The organism is Gemmatimonadota bacterium (assembly GCA_040388625.1).
Lineage (GTDB): Bacteria > Gemmatimonadota > Gemmatimonadetes > Gemmatimonadales > Gemmatimonadaceae > Fen-1247.
In genome coordinates this window covers 488,174-501,640 of sequence record JAZKBK010000006.1, presented here as the reverse complement: position 1 = coordinate 501,640, position 13,467 = coordinate 488,174, and the positions used below count along the sequence as shown (strand labels likewise).

Below are 13,467 nucleotides of genomic sequence, written 5' to 3'. Positions count from 1 at the left end.
CGAACTCTCACCGTGGGAGCACTAGGAATGTCGAGCACTGAATCGAGGCACTTCGCTCTTGGAAGAAAGCATTGCGGACGGGCACTCAGCATCATCAATTCCAGGCGTACCGTTCGAATAGCAGCGTCGTTCGCTGCTCTCGCGGCGGCATTCCTCGGCACATCCCAGCTGACGGCTCAGGGAACCCTTGGCACGGCGCAGTCGTTCGGCGTCCTCGGGGCGTCGACGGTTACGAACACGGGCCCCACAACGATTACTGGCGACCTCGGAGTTTCGCCGGGAACTGCTATTACGGGACAGGGAAGCATCACTCTCAACGGCGCGGTGCATGATGCAGATGCTGTTGCGCTGCAGGCGCAGAATGACGCGAGCACCGCGTACGGAAACCTTGCTGCTCTGCCAGTCACCGCTGATCTGTCAGGTCAGGATCTTGGCGGAATGACGCTGACGCCTGGCGTGTATTTCTTTTCGTCCTCGGCACAACTCACCGGAAATCTGTTTCTGAATTTTCTTGGCAATCCGAACTCGACGTTCGTATTCCAGATCGGGAGCGCACTCACAACCGCCAGCGGATCCTCAGTGTCGGAGACGACGGGTGCGCCGGGCGCAAACGTGTTCTGGCAGGTCGGGAGTTCCGCGACCCTGGGCACTGGCACACAATTCCAGGGAAGTATCATAGCAGATCAGAGTGTCACGCTCACCACCGGCGCCTCCATCTCATGCGGCAGAGCGATCGCCCTGAACGGCGCGGTAACGATGGACACGAACGTCATCTCGAACGAATGCGGTGGTGCCACCAGCACCGTCCCCGAGCCTGGCTCCATGGCGTTGCTCGGAACCGGGATGCTGGGACTGTTCCCCGTGCTTCGCCGCCGCAGGAACGGCTAGTATCCAGAAGGAATCTCGGACTCACGCGCCGTGCTAGTCTGCTTTTCTTGTTGCAGTCTGCACGGTGCAGAGTCCACATCATGACGGGGATCAGGCTCACGCATCCGTTGAAGAACATAGCGTGAGGATCACCGCGAGCCGGGGCGCATCGGCACTTTCTCGCGTTCACTTGCACAACGGCTCCAACACATGAAAGAAAGTTTAGTTAGTAGTCGCGGAACGCGGCTGCTGGTTCGCAGTGCGCGCATTGCACGAATAGTCGCGGCAATCGGGTTCGCCGGACTGTTCGCCACAGCGTGCGACGTCCACGGCATCAGCAATCCAGGCACGCTCTCAGCCATCAGCGTCGCGCCCAACCCCCAGACGCTTGCAGTCGGCAGTACGCAGCAATTCACGGCGGTCGGGAGGGACTATTCTGGCGCGAAGATAGCCATCACTCCTACCTGGTCCGTCGTCACTGGTGGTGGTACCATCAGCAGCTCCGGCGTCTTTACGGCATCCGCAACGCCCGGTACCTACACCAACACGGTGATGGCGACCAGCGGAAACATGACCAGCACTGCGACGATCATCGTCACCGCTGGTCCGCTGGCAACAATCGTCGTCTCGCCAAATCCGCAGACTATGATAGTGCGCGGTACGCAGCAGTTCACCGCCATTGGCAGAGATTCAGCCGGCAACTCCGTTGCACTCACGCCGACCTGGTCAGTAGCTGCAGGTGGCGGGGCGATCAGCGCGAGCGGTCTCTTCACCGCCGGCTCGACGCCGGGTACCTACACCAACACGATCAAGGCGACGAGCGGTACGGTTTCGGCGACGGCCACTGTCGTGGTGATGTCGACGCCGCCGGCCCCACCGCCACTTGCGACGATCACGGTAACACCGAATCCTGACAGCACGCAGGTCGGCGCCACGCAGAAGTTCACGGCAGTTGGTCGCGACGGCAACGGAAACATCTCCGCAATCACGCCGGTATGGTCTGTAGTGAATGGCGGCGGCAGCATTGACTCGACCGGTCGCTTCACCGCTGGTTCGACGGCGGGAACGTTCACCAACACAGTGAAGGCCACGAGCGGTACAATTTCGGGAACGGCGACTGTAACAGTACTGGCGACAGTTCCACCTCCGTCGCCCTCGCTCATCAATCTTGGCGCAGCCGCGCCGAATGGAATCATGGCCGGCACCGCAGTGACGTGCGTCAGCCTCGGTACCATCAACGCTGACGTCAGCATCAGCCCGGGTAACACGATCACCGGCTTCGGACCATGCGTCATCACCGGCGTACAGCATCTTGGTGATGCAGTCGCTGCGCAGGCACAGATCGACCTGACAAGGGCATACAACACACTTGCCGGCCTCCCGTGCCCACCCGCCAACGCAATCGTGGCGAACCTCGGTGGCACGACCAAATCGGCCGGCGTGTACTGCACGGCCAGCGGGATCGGCGTAACCGGCACACTGATACTCGATGGCGGCAACGATCCGAACGCGACCTTCGTCTTCCAGGCCGGTAGCGGGCTGACCACAGCCGGTGACGTAGTGCTCATCAACGGTGCTCAGGCCAAGAATGTGTACTGGCAGGTCGGTACCTCGGCTACCATCGGTACCGCATCGCATTGGCAGGGCAACATTGTCGCCTACACGAGCATCACACTAGTGGATAACGCGACGCTGCTCGGCCGTGCTCTCGCACGCAACGGCGCAGTATCGCTCGGAACCAGCAACGTCATAACGCTTCCGTAATGCCGACAAGGGTCGAGGCCGGACGGCTGTCCGGTCTCGACATCTGTCACGGTCAGGAAGTGCTCATTGAAGTATCTACAGGAGAATTGGATGTCGATCAAAGTTTTGATTGCTGGTATGGCGACGCTGGTGTTCGCCGTAGCCGCTGGAGCGCAGGAACGAGGAACAGTCGAATTCGGGGCGTTCGGGAGCGCTGCATCATTTGACAACAGCCTCGGTCTCAAGTCGGGTTATGGTGGAGGCGGCCGAGTTGGCATCTTTCTCGATCCCCGACTGTCGATGGAGTTCGAAGACGCAGAGATGCGGGCAAGCCGGCCGAATGGCCTGGCGAATGTGAACGTCGGCATTCTCTCGGGGCGGCTCGTAGCCAGTCCGCTCAAGGTGGGTGCAGTGTCGTTCCTGGTGGGCGCTGGAGCCGGTGTCTCCACGGAGACAAACTTCATGCACAGCTACGGCGTGGACGGACTGGTCGGTGCCAAGATCGCGCTGACCAACAACGCCGCTCTCAGAGTTGACGGTGTCTGGGACTGGCTCGCGAATCAGAACTGGAAGACCTACAAGAGCGTTCGTGTGGGTGTGAGCCTTTATCGTCACCCTGCTCGGCGCGTGCAGTCTGTGACCGTCATGGCACCCGCGCCGGCGCCGGTGATGGTAGAGCATGAGGATTCAGTCAGCGCTTCCGAAACCAGGCGGCTGCGCGACAGCGATGCGGCCTTGAACGCGTTGCGCGATTCGTTGCGCAATTCGAGTGGCAAGGCACCAGTTCCGGTATCTGCCGCGAATGTTACGACGATGCAGGCCACCATCCACTTTGCCTTCGACAAGTCCGATCTCACCGATTCGGCGAGAGCAACGCTGGATGAGAAGGTGGAGCTGTTCCGTGCCAATCCGCAGATGTCCATCATGATCGTGGGATACACTGATCATTTTGGAACCAGCGCGTACAACATCGCGCTTGGCGAGCAGCGCGCCAGCGCAGCAAAGTCGTACATCGTGAGTCACGGTGTCGACGCCAGCCGCGTGATCGTGGAATCCAGGGGTGAACGCCAGCCGGTCACCGACGCTTCAGGTGTAGCTGGCCAGGCGCCCAACCGTCGGGCTGTATTTCGGTTGCAGGTAGCTCCGGACGTCGGTCCGAGAGAGTAACCCGCCGCTGGACAGCGGTCAGGGTGTAACTGAATGTGCCTGGTGCGGATAACGCACCAGGCACATTCGCATTCGCAAACCACCACCCAAGCTCCCTCTCACCACCCCGACTTGTCCGCGCGATCGGCCAGCCACACGTCCGGCACGAACCGCCGCACCGTGCACGCGGCGAGCGTACCACCCGCGCCGACGGTCACGCCCCCGAGCGCGGTCCAGCAACCGTTCGGGAGCGTCGCCACGCGCACGAACGCCGAGCCGCCGGGTGGAAGGCGCTCCAGCACCAGATCTCGCCGGGGTGCACTCCCCACCGGCAACGTCGTCTGCCCCGCGGCCTCCCCGGTGACGAACAGCGATCCATCCTTCCCCCAGCCGACTGGCTGTACCGGCGACTTCGAGCTCACCAATCGCGAGAGCTTGCCGCTCGCCATGTCGCCACCGATGATCGCGCTCGCGACGGCTGACCAGTACGCCACTCGCTGCGTGGCGGCGTCCGTGATCACCCGTGCGAAGCCGCTCAGGGAGTCGGGGATCGCAATCCGGCGGCGGATGCGCCCGGTCGTGTCCACGACCACCAGCGCACCCGGCTGCGCGAGCACGATGGCATCATTTCCCAGCCATCCGCTGGTAACCCCAAGTCCGAACTCGCGCCGGATGACGCGCTCGCGTCCACCCGCCGCATCCGTGAACATCGCGCCTATTCGCGTTGCATCGGTGGTTGTCGCATCAAATGCGATGTGCTGTCCGTCAGCCGACCAGAACGGATAGTCACGCAGTCCGTGCTGTGCGGAGAGGGGGCGCGGCGGAGCGCCCGACAACGGGAAGACATAGACGTTGTCACCGATGTTGTCGGTCGCCGACCCTGCGAGTGAGAGGCCATCGGGCGAGAACTGTTGTCCCCACACCCAGCTCGTGCGGTGGGTCAGTGGAGTCCATTTCGCGGTCGGATCGCCGAGCTTCAGGGTGAGAATCTCGAACGACACCGGACCGTCGATGATCGACGCCCGCCCGGACGGCGCCACGTCCATGGTCCCATTGGTCCCGATCCCGTCGCTCACCTGGCCGAGCACCAGTTGCGTCTGATCGGCTCTGAGCTTGCCGTGAGACACCGGGATGCGGAGGAGGTTGTCCGCGGTGCCTGGTGACGGGTTGAGTATCAGGATTCCCGTGTGCGTTGCATCCCAGCGGACATCAGAGCGGATGTAGAACGTCGTGGTGCTGTCGAGCAACCGTCCGCGGTGGTCGAGGAGTGCCAGCATGTTCGCGCCATGGCTCGAGCCACTGGCGGCGAACGTCCCGTTCTCCGGGTTCGCGGCCAGATCGGCGAATTCCAATCCGCGCGGCAGCGTCGCGCTGTCCGTACGCGCGAGGGTATGGGGATCGAGCCATACGAGCGCGTGATTGCCGGGTGCGCCAGCGACTTCCACCAGCTTGCCGTCCGGCGCGAACGTCCAGGCGGCCGCGGCGTCGCCCACTCGCTGCGGCGTGCCGCCGAGCCGTGGGATGAGATACCGCGCAGGCGCCGTGGAGTCCGGCGATCCGGCGAAGCCCACCGTTTCCCCGTCGGGCGACCATCGCAGGTCGCTGTAGATCGCTGGCCAGGTGACGAGCTTCACCGATTGCGTGCCGTCCACCTCGCGGACCTGCAGCGTGCGTGTGCATGTGTACGCCTGGCCGAAGCAATCGTCGCTCACGTAAGCGAGCCACGAGCCATCGGGAGAGATCGCCGCACCGACGACATCGCCCTCGAACGTGAGCTGTCGCACGAGCTGCAGCTCCGGTGACGGCGGATGGGGCCGGAACGCGAGCCAGGCGAGGAGCGCTGCCGCGGCGAGCAACGCACTGGCGGTGATGCGCCACGCCGTCATCGACCGTGTCATGCGTCGCGCGCGCCGGGCGAGCAGCGCGAGCGCGCCGTGCCCCTCGCGAATCGTAATCGTCGCGCTTCCGCGCAGTGCCTCGGCGAACTCCTGCGCCGTGCTCCAGCGGTCAGCGGGAAGTTTGGCGAGCGCCTTCATCGTCGCCGCGTCCACCGGCTCCGACACCGTGTCGCGCGTCGACCGCATGCTGCGCGGACGCTCGGTCAGGAGCTTCGCGATGATCGCCTGCACGCTCGCGCCCGTATGCGGCGGCTCGCCCGTGAGCATCTCGTACAGCACCGCGCCCATCGAGTAGATGTCGCTGCGCGCGTCGATCATGCGATCGCCCGTCGCCTGCTCTGGCGACATGTATTGCGGCGTGCCGAGCGAGAGCCCCGTCTGCGTGACGCGCTGTCCGCCGGCCTTCGATACCGCCAGCGCGATCCCGAAGTCGGCGACGACGGGCTCGCCGTGCTGCAGCAGGATGTTCTCCGGCTTCAGGTCGCGGTGAATGACTCCGTGCTCGTGCGCGTAGGCGAGTGCGGAAAGAACGGCGATCGTGAGGCGCAGCGCCTCGTCTACCGGGAGCTGCCGTTCGCGCTCGAGCCATGCGCGCAGACTCTCGCCCTCGACGTACGGCATCACGTAGTACAGCAGCCCGTCGGCGCTCCCGCTGTCGAAGAGCGGGAGGAGGTGCGGGTGCTGCAGGTTGGCGGTGACGCGAATCTCGCTCAGGAATCGCTCGACGCCGAGCACGGCGCCGAGCTCGGGGTCGAGCACCTTGAGCGCGACGAGACGGTCGTGCTTGAGATCACGTGCGAGGTACACCGTGGCCATGCCGCCGCGACCGAGCTCGCGCTCGATCGTGTAGCGGCCCGCCAGTGCGTCGTCGAGAGATGCGGTCACGTTCACGCGCAGAAGTTGCAGCCACGCAGGCTCGTGCGGAAGGGTGAGGGGTTCTCCGTCCCCACTCCGTCCCCGGCCCCCGCAACGCTGGTAACTCCAGCATCGGATGGACCGCGCTCACAACGTTCGAGTGCAATACATCACCGGACACCAAGGGCATCGTGAAGCATCTTCACACCCGGCATCAGCTCACTTTGCTTCGCTCGCTTGATCGCAAACTGGCTTTGATGCGACTTAACGAACGCCGGATCTATACTACTTTAATGTCTTTGACGTCCGACGAGTGCTCCCGTACATTCTCCAGCGCGTACTGCACAGGATTATTGCAGTCGTCAAGTGTCATCCGCTAACTGAAAGGAGTAAATGGCGCGGTGGAGATCCACAAACCACATCCGATCCACAGTTGGCGCGAGTTGCTGAAAGAGGTGGGGATCATCGTGCTCGGCGTCCTGATCGCGCTCGGCGCGGAACAGAGCGTCGCAGCGCTGCGCGAGCGCCATGCAGCTGACGAAGCGCGCCGAAACGTTCTCGCAGAGGTGCAGTTCAATCTCGGACTCATCCGCGACCGAGTGAGCAATGAGCCCTGCATTGACCGACGGATCGACGAGTTGGCCGCTCTGCTCGGCCGCGCGCGCGACGGAGCGCTCGATCCCGCGCCCACCTGGATTGGACGTCCTAGCATCGACCCCGTCTTCAGCGAGCGCTGGCAGTCCGCCACCGCGAGTGGCCGCTCCAGCCTCTTCGATCCCGCCGAGCAGGGCAATTTCGATCTTCTGTACAGCCTCTTGGCCCGCATCAACGCGCACGAAACGCACGAGCAGGTGGCGTGGACGCAACTGCGCACGCTCGAAACGTGGCCCGGCCCACTCGGCCCGGCCGCACGCCTCGCATTCGCCCAAGCCCTTCAGGAGGCCAGGTACGAAGCGTGGGACCTGAAGCAGGATGCCGCGTTCGCACTCGCGACTGGCAAGTCGCTGGGGATCGAGCTGCCGAAAGCCAGCCATGTGACGACTTCGATCTGCCTTCCGCTCAACACGACGCGGGCGGATGCAGTTCGCCGCCTCGGGACTCCGTGGGGCGAGCCCTGAAGCGTAGAGACAGTGTAACGCCTTGCGTCGTCCACGGCTGCCGCGGATATTCTGCCCGGCGGTGCCACTCATCCTCCTGGGCCGAGCGCACACATAGCCACGTCCGCTGAATCAGGATCTGTATGACGCTCCACGAACTCTTCGAGAAGGCTCGCGCTCGTTGAGTACGTCGGTGACGCGAGTTCTGGACTTCTCACATAGTCATCCCCTAATGGCGTGCAGTTACAAGGCCGGTCGATTGCTCTGCGCGCATCGCGCATGAACGCGGACGCCGTCAACCTCGAGCGTCTGAGGGGCGCCCTCGCCGACCGTTACGCGATCGAGCGCGAGCTGGGGCAGGGTGGAATGGCCACGGTCTACCTGGCACGCGACCTGAAGCACGACCGGCATGTCGCGGTGAAGGTGCTTCACCCGGATCTGGCTGCTGTCGTCGGTGCTGCCCGTTTCCTCGCCGAAATTCGCACGACGGCAAATCTGCAGCATCCACACATCCTCCCGCTTCACGATTCGGGTGACGCCGATGGATATCTCTTCTACGTCATGCCGTACGTGGACGGGGAAACGCTTCGCACCCGGCTCACCCGCGAACGTCAGCTTCCGATCGCCGATGCCGTGAGGATCGCACGCGAGGTGGCAAGCGCGCTCGATTACGCACATCGTCATGGTGTTATCCACCGCGACGTGAAGCCTGAGAACGTGCTGCTTCACGACGGCAGTGCACTCGTAGCTGATTTCGGTATCGCGCTCGCAGTGCAGCAGGCTGGTGGCGTTCGCATGACACAGACCGGCCTGTCGCTCGGCACTCCGCAGTACATGTCGCCCGAGCAGGCGATGGGTGAGAAGACCATCGATGCGCGCACCGACATCTACGCTCTCGGCGCCGTGACATACGAAATGCTGTGCGGCGACCCGCCGTTCACCGGTTCGAGCGTGCAGGCGATAGTCGCGAAAATGATGACTGAGCGCCCCACGCCGCTCAGCACTCTGCGCGACACCGTGCCGCCGAATGTTGAGGATGCTGTCCTGACCGCACTCGCAAAGTTGCCAGCCGATCGCTTCACCAGCGCCGCACACTTCGCGGACGCGCTCGTCGTCGTGGAGGCGCGGGGCGCAACGGCCGTGTCACGCACGCAATCACCAAGCCCAACGCGCTCGCGAGGCTGGTGGGTGGCTATCGCCGCCGCGCTCCTGGTCGGCGCCGCTGCCGGGATCTGGGGATCATGGCTGCGGCGTCCGAGTGCTGACGATGCTGCGCTCCGAACGATGATTGCCTTTCCATCGGGACAGGACGTCGAGGCCGCGCCTCAGGGGAACAGTTTTGTCCTCTCCCGCGATGGAACCGTCCTCGTCTACTGGGGGCCGTCGACCGGCGATAGCCATCAGCTCTGGTCGCGTCGGCTCGACCAGCTTAACGCAACCCCGATTCGCGGGACCGAAGGCGGTGTGCTGCCTGTTCTCTCGCCCGACGCGCGACAGGTGGCGTTCGAGACATTGACCGACCGCAAGATACGAGTCGTTCCGATCGAAGGAGGCGTGCCACGGATCGTCGTGGACTCGGCCCGTCGCGGCGGACTCGATTGGGCGGCGGATGGGAAACTGTATTATCGCGCGACGAACGACGGCCTGAAGCGCGTTCCCGCCGCGGGCGGAGTTTCGGAAACGCTGATTCAACCACCAACCGACGTGGGTGTCGGCACGGGCTACTTCTGGCCGCAGGTGCTCCCCGGTGGCGATGCGCTCATCGCGTCGTTTCGACCGTCGAGCGGCGACAATGAAGCGTCGCGCATCGTCGCGATCCCGCCGGGCAGCCAAAAGTCCGTCGACATCGTCGCCGGCGTCTACGCTCGATACGCGCCGACGGGCCAGCTGGTGTGGGCCACTGCCGACGGAGCGGTCTACTCGGCGCCATTCAACACGCGTACATTCGCGATTGGTGCGCCGACGCGGGTGCTCGAGCACGTTCGGGTCGAGAGCGCATTCGGATCTGCGGATTTCAGTTTCTCGGATCGTGGCCGGCTCCTGTATCAGCTCGGCGACGCGAGCGGTGGTGATCTGGTCTGGGTCTCGCGCGCGGGGACGATCACGCCGCTGGGCGTCGACGGGATGCAGGCGGGACTGGGGGGTGGCATGGGAATCTCTCCCGATGGCCGGTCGCTCGGTGTAAGCCGCGTGTCGGGTGGGGAGGAGGACATCTGGGTAAAGGCTCTTCCCGACGGAGCGCTCACACGCCTCACGACATCCGACTCGCCGGACATTTGGAGCGGTTGGACCCCCGATGGTCGGTACGTCGCATTTATTCGGCGCGGAGCGCTCTACCAGCGCGCGGCGGATGGAACTGGGAATGACAGTTTAGTCTTGCGTCGTCCCACGCCGATCATGGATGCGTCCTGGAGTCCGGACGGGCAGTGGATTGCAATCGTTGAAGCACCCTCTCACATCGCGCTTGTGCGGCGCGGCGACTCGACAGCTCGCGTACTCTCGAAAGGCGCAAGATTCGCGGAGTATGGGCCAACCTTCTCGCCCGATTCGCACTGGCTCGCGTACGCGTCGACCGAGTCCGGGCAGTGGGAAGTGTACGTCCGGCCGTTCCCCGATGTGAACGCAGGCAAGTGGCAGGTCTCGATCGGTGGAGGTAACTCGCCGCGCTGGTCACACTCAGGACATGAGCTATTCTATCGGACCAAGGGCTCTCGTCTCATGGCAGCCGCAGTCCGAACGTCGCCCGAGTTCGGCGTCATCCGTCGCGACTCGCTTACGCCCACCGCGACCCAAGCGGTTGGCATCAACGCCGACCCGTTCGTGGTGAGCACGAACGATCAGCAATTCCTCGTCATTCGTTCGCGCGACCAGGGTCAGGGTCTGGTGCTCGTCGAGCACTGGTTCGACGATCTCGCGCACAAGTCTGGTCCGTAGCTGTGTGCACATCACGTGAAGTGGGGTGTGACTATGTCTCAAACAGCGCTCACTTTGCGTGCACAGAGTTGATCTGCGTGTCGCGGCATGACCACGACTCTGACCTGGCTTGCGGTCGTGTGGGGCCGCTGCTCGTCACAATTGTCCGGTTGCCGCGCCAGCCACGGAATCGTACGTTGCTGTCTCGATGACATCCACCGCCGATCCGCTCGACACGCTGCGCAGCGCCCTCGCTGACAGGTACGCGATCGAGCGCGAGCTTGGCGCGGGCGGTATGGCCACGGTGTATCTCGCCGAGGACGTCAAGCATCACCGCAAAGTTGCCATAAAGGTTTTGCACGCAGAGCTGTCGGCGGTGCTGGGACCAGACCGCTTTCTCAAGGAGATCGAGCTCACCGCGAATCTGCAGCATCCACATATTCTGCCTCTCTTTGACTCGGGAAGCGCTGACGGGCTGCTGTACTACGTGATGCCGTACGTGGAAGGAGAAACGCTGCGGAGTCGTCTCGAGCGCGAGCGACAGCTTCCGATTGCTGATGCAGTGCGGATTGCGAGCGAGTCTGCCGACGCGCTGCAGTATGCGCACGAGCATGGTGTCGTGCATCGTGACATAAAGCCGGAGAACATTCTTCTACAGAACGGGCATGCGCTCGTCGCGGACTTCGGCATCGCGCTGGCCGTTGAGCAGGCGGGCGGTGCGCGCATGACCCAGACCGGCCTGTCACTCGGCACCCCGCAGTACATGTCACCCGAACAGGCGATGGGCGAGCGGCACCTGGACGCGCGCACGGACGTTTATGCCCTCGGGGCGGTGACATACGAGATGCTTACCGGTGAACCACCATTCACCGGGCCGACGGCGCAGAGCATCGTCGCAAAGGTGATGACCGAGCGACCGAGTGCACCAAGTGCGGTGCGCGACACGGTGCCGTCAAACGTGGACGCCGCTGTCCTCATCGCACTGGCGAAGCTTCCGGCAGATCGTTTCTCGACCGCGGCCGACCTCGCGGCTGCGCTTCAGGAGCGCAGTGCGCTTCCGGGCAGCCGCGGCGAGCGTGTGCACACGAACACCTCGCGCGCATATCGAGCCGTTCCGTGGAGCGTCGCGGGGCTCGCCACGCTCGCTGCGCTGGTCATGGCCGCCGCGTGGTCGCGAGCGGGTCACAGGCCACCCGCGACTCCGGTGCGGTTCACGATTGACCCCCCGGCAGGGGAGCGTATAAACGTCGCGGAAGGTGGATCCACTGTCGCCATCTCACCCGATGGTGAGACTGTGGCCTACCAGGCCGGCGCGAACGAGCAGCTCTACCTGAGGCGGCTGGACCAGCTCGGCCCTGTGCCGGTTGCGGGTGTGCACACCGCGGGCGATCTGCACTTCTCGAGCGACGGGAGACGGATCGGGTTCCTCAAGGACGGCGTGGTCTCCGCCGCTCTGGTCGGCGAAGAGGCTGGCGGCGCGCCGACGAAGCTTGCCGACGCTTCCGCACTCGACTTCGCCTGGACCCACTCGACGGACGTCGTGTTCGTCGCAAATGATACACTCTGGCGCGTGGCACCCGACGGCGCGCGCCACATCGTCGCCGCGGCCGACCCGCACCGCAACGAGACGTGGACGACGCCATTCATCCTTCCGGACGGAGAGACGGTGACGTTTCACGTCGCACGCGCCGGTCCGGCGAGCGCCGTCGCCGGCGCACAGATCGGGATGGTCTCGCTCGGCGGCGGTAACGTGACGCGGCTGCAGCTCCAGGGTGCGAACGTGATCGGGTATGCTGATGGCATCCTGCTCTTCGGGCGCAATGACGGCAGAATCATGGGCGTGCACTTCGATATGGCTTCGCGGCGAGTGCTGGGTGCGCCAGTCGTGTTGGTCGACGGCGTAAGGGTGAAGGGAGTGGACGCCGGCGTGCTCGCCGTGATGAGCGACGACGGGACGCTCGCGTACGTCAGCGGAACCTCTGCCTCGCGAATCGAGGTGCTGGGTGAGCATGGCGCGCTCGTCGACACTGTGCCGGACGAGCAGTACCATGCGGCTGGACCCGTGTGGTCACCCGACGGCAGGCGGATAGCTGTGGCGATCGATCGGAATGGAAGTTCCGACATCTGGTCGTACGATTTCACCACGCGTGTGCTGTCGCAGTTGACGCAGTCCGGGCTCGCCAGCGACCCTGCGTGGACTCCGGACGGGGCGCGTATCGGCTTCATCCAACGCCTGCCATCCGGATCGAAGCCGTTCTGGATCCCGGCGGACGGCAGTGGTGCCGCGGAACAGATTCCGGGAACCGTATCGATTCCTGATAACGCCAAGCAGATCTCCTTTTCTCCGGACGGACGCTATCTACTTGTTGAGCTCGCGTTGACGCAACCAGATGCGTCGCGCGTTCGGGCGTACGCGGTCCCACTCAGCAATACCGGAGGCGCCGCGAGCCAGCCGATCCCGGTTCTCGAAGGGCCGGCGATGTTCACGCCCACCGTCTCACCGAACGGCAAGTGGCTCGCGTACACGACCACGGCTGGCAATCGGCTCGAGGTGTCAGTGCGTTCCTTCCCGGCCGGCGGCGGGAACGTGCAGATCTCACCTGACGGCGGTCTCGAGCCACAATGGTCGCGCGACGGCCGGCAACTCTTCTACCGAATCCACAGCACGTTCAGGGTCGCGACGCTCGACGTTCACGGCGCCATGCCGCGTGTCGTTCGCACCGACTCGCTCTTCACGAGCGATGCAGCAGAGCAGCTTGTCAACCGTAGCTATGACGTGCAGGGTGACGGCAAGCGCTTCATCGTGGCGCGAGACGCGGGCGAGGGTGCCAAGCTCATCGTGGTGACGAACTGGCTCGGTGAAGTTCTGACGAAAATCCGTGAACAGTCGCACGGCGTCGAGCATGCCCGGTGAGCGACCCTGCATTCAACTCAGGAGCGTGAGGCGC

General features: G+C 64.1%; 7 protein-coding genes. 6 read left to right on the top strand and 1 reads right to left on the bottom strand.

Annotated features, from left to right (window positions below):
- Positions 1-27 precede the first annotated feature (27 nt).
- The 3 genes from V4529_15595 (at position 28) to V4529_15585 (ending at position 3,777) form a co-directional block, all read left to right on the top strand.
- Positions 28-888 carry a DUF3494 domain-containing protein gene (locus tag V4529_15595; protein MES2359760.1) on the top strand — a complete coding sequence of 287 codons (861 nt, stop codon included), beginning with the start codon at positions 28-30 and terminating at the stop codon, positions 886-888.
- Between the two features lie 189 nt (positions 889-1,077).
- The gene (locus tag V4529_15590; GenBank protein ID MES2359759.1) at positions 1,078-2,631 is read left to right on the top strand and encodes an ice-binding family protein; all 1,554 of its coding nucleotides are present in this window, start codon (positions 1,078-1,080) and stop codon (positions 2,629-2,631) included.
- 90 nt (positions 2,632-2,721) lie between these two features.
- Positions 2,722-3,777, top strand: coding sequence for an OmpA family protein (locus tag V4529_15585; protein ID MES2359758.1), 1,056 nt, complete (start codon positions 2,722-2,724; stop codon positions 3,775-3,777).
- A gap of 98 nt (positions 3,778-3,875) precedes the next feature.
- On the opposite strand, the gene V4529_15580 is transcribed toward V4529_15585, so the two are convergent.
- Positions 3,876-6,545 carry a protein kinase gene (locus V4529_15580; GenBank protein MES2359757.1) on the bottom strand — a complete coding sequence of 890 codons (2,670 nt, stop codon included), beginning with the start codon at positions 6,543-6,545 and terminating at the stop codon, positions 3,876-3,878.
- A gap of 365 nt (positions 6,546-6,910) precedes the next feature.
- Here V4529_15580 and V4529_15575 point away from each other — a divergent pair, with 365 nt between their 5' ends.
- The 3 genes from V4529_15575 to V4529_15565 all read left to right on the top strand — a co-directional run bounded on the left by V4529_15575 (position 6,911) and on the right by V4529_15565 (position 13,433).
- On the top strand, positions 6,911-7,627 hold the full coding sequence (locus tag V4529_15575; protein MES2359756.1) for a hypothetical protein: 717 nt from the start codon (positions 6,911-6,913) through the stop codon (positions 7,625-7,627).
- A gap of 258 nt (positions 7,628-7,885) precedes the next feature.
- A complete protein-coding gene (locus V4529_15570; GenBank protein MES2359755.1) occupies positions 7,886-10,540 on the top strand; it encodes a protein kinase in 2,655 nt (884 codons plus the stop codon).
- Between the two features lie 187 nt (positions 10,541-10,727).
- Positions 10,728-13,433, top strand: a complete 2,706-nt coding sequence (locus V4529_15565) for a protein kinase (GenBank protein MES2359754.1) — start codon at positions 10,728-10,730, stop codon at positions 13,431-13,433.
- The last annotated feature ends 34 nt before the right edge of the window (positions 13,434-13,467 follow it).

Bases quoted from the DNA above. Each gene is read 5' to 3' on its own strand.
- V4529_15595 (MES2359760.1), top strand. From the start codon at position 28: ATGTCGAGCACTGAATCGAGGCACTTCGCTCTTGGAAGAAAGCATTGC.
- V4529_15590 (MES2359759.1), top strand. From the start codon at position 1,078: ATGAAAGAAAGTTTAGTTAGTAGTCGCGGAACGCGGCTGCTGGTTCGC.
- V4529_15585 (MES2359758.1), top strand. From the start codon at position 2,722: ATGTCGATCAAAGTTTTGATTGCTGGTATGGCGACGCTGGTGTTCGCC.
- V4529_15570 (MES2359755.1), top strand. From the start codon at position 7,886: ATGAACGCGGACGCCGTCAACCTCGAGCGTCTGAGGGGCGCCCTCGCC.
- V4529_15565 (MES2359754.1), top strand. From the start codon at position 10,728: ATGACATCCACCGCCGATCCGCTCGACACGCTGCGCAGCGCCCTCGCT.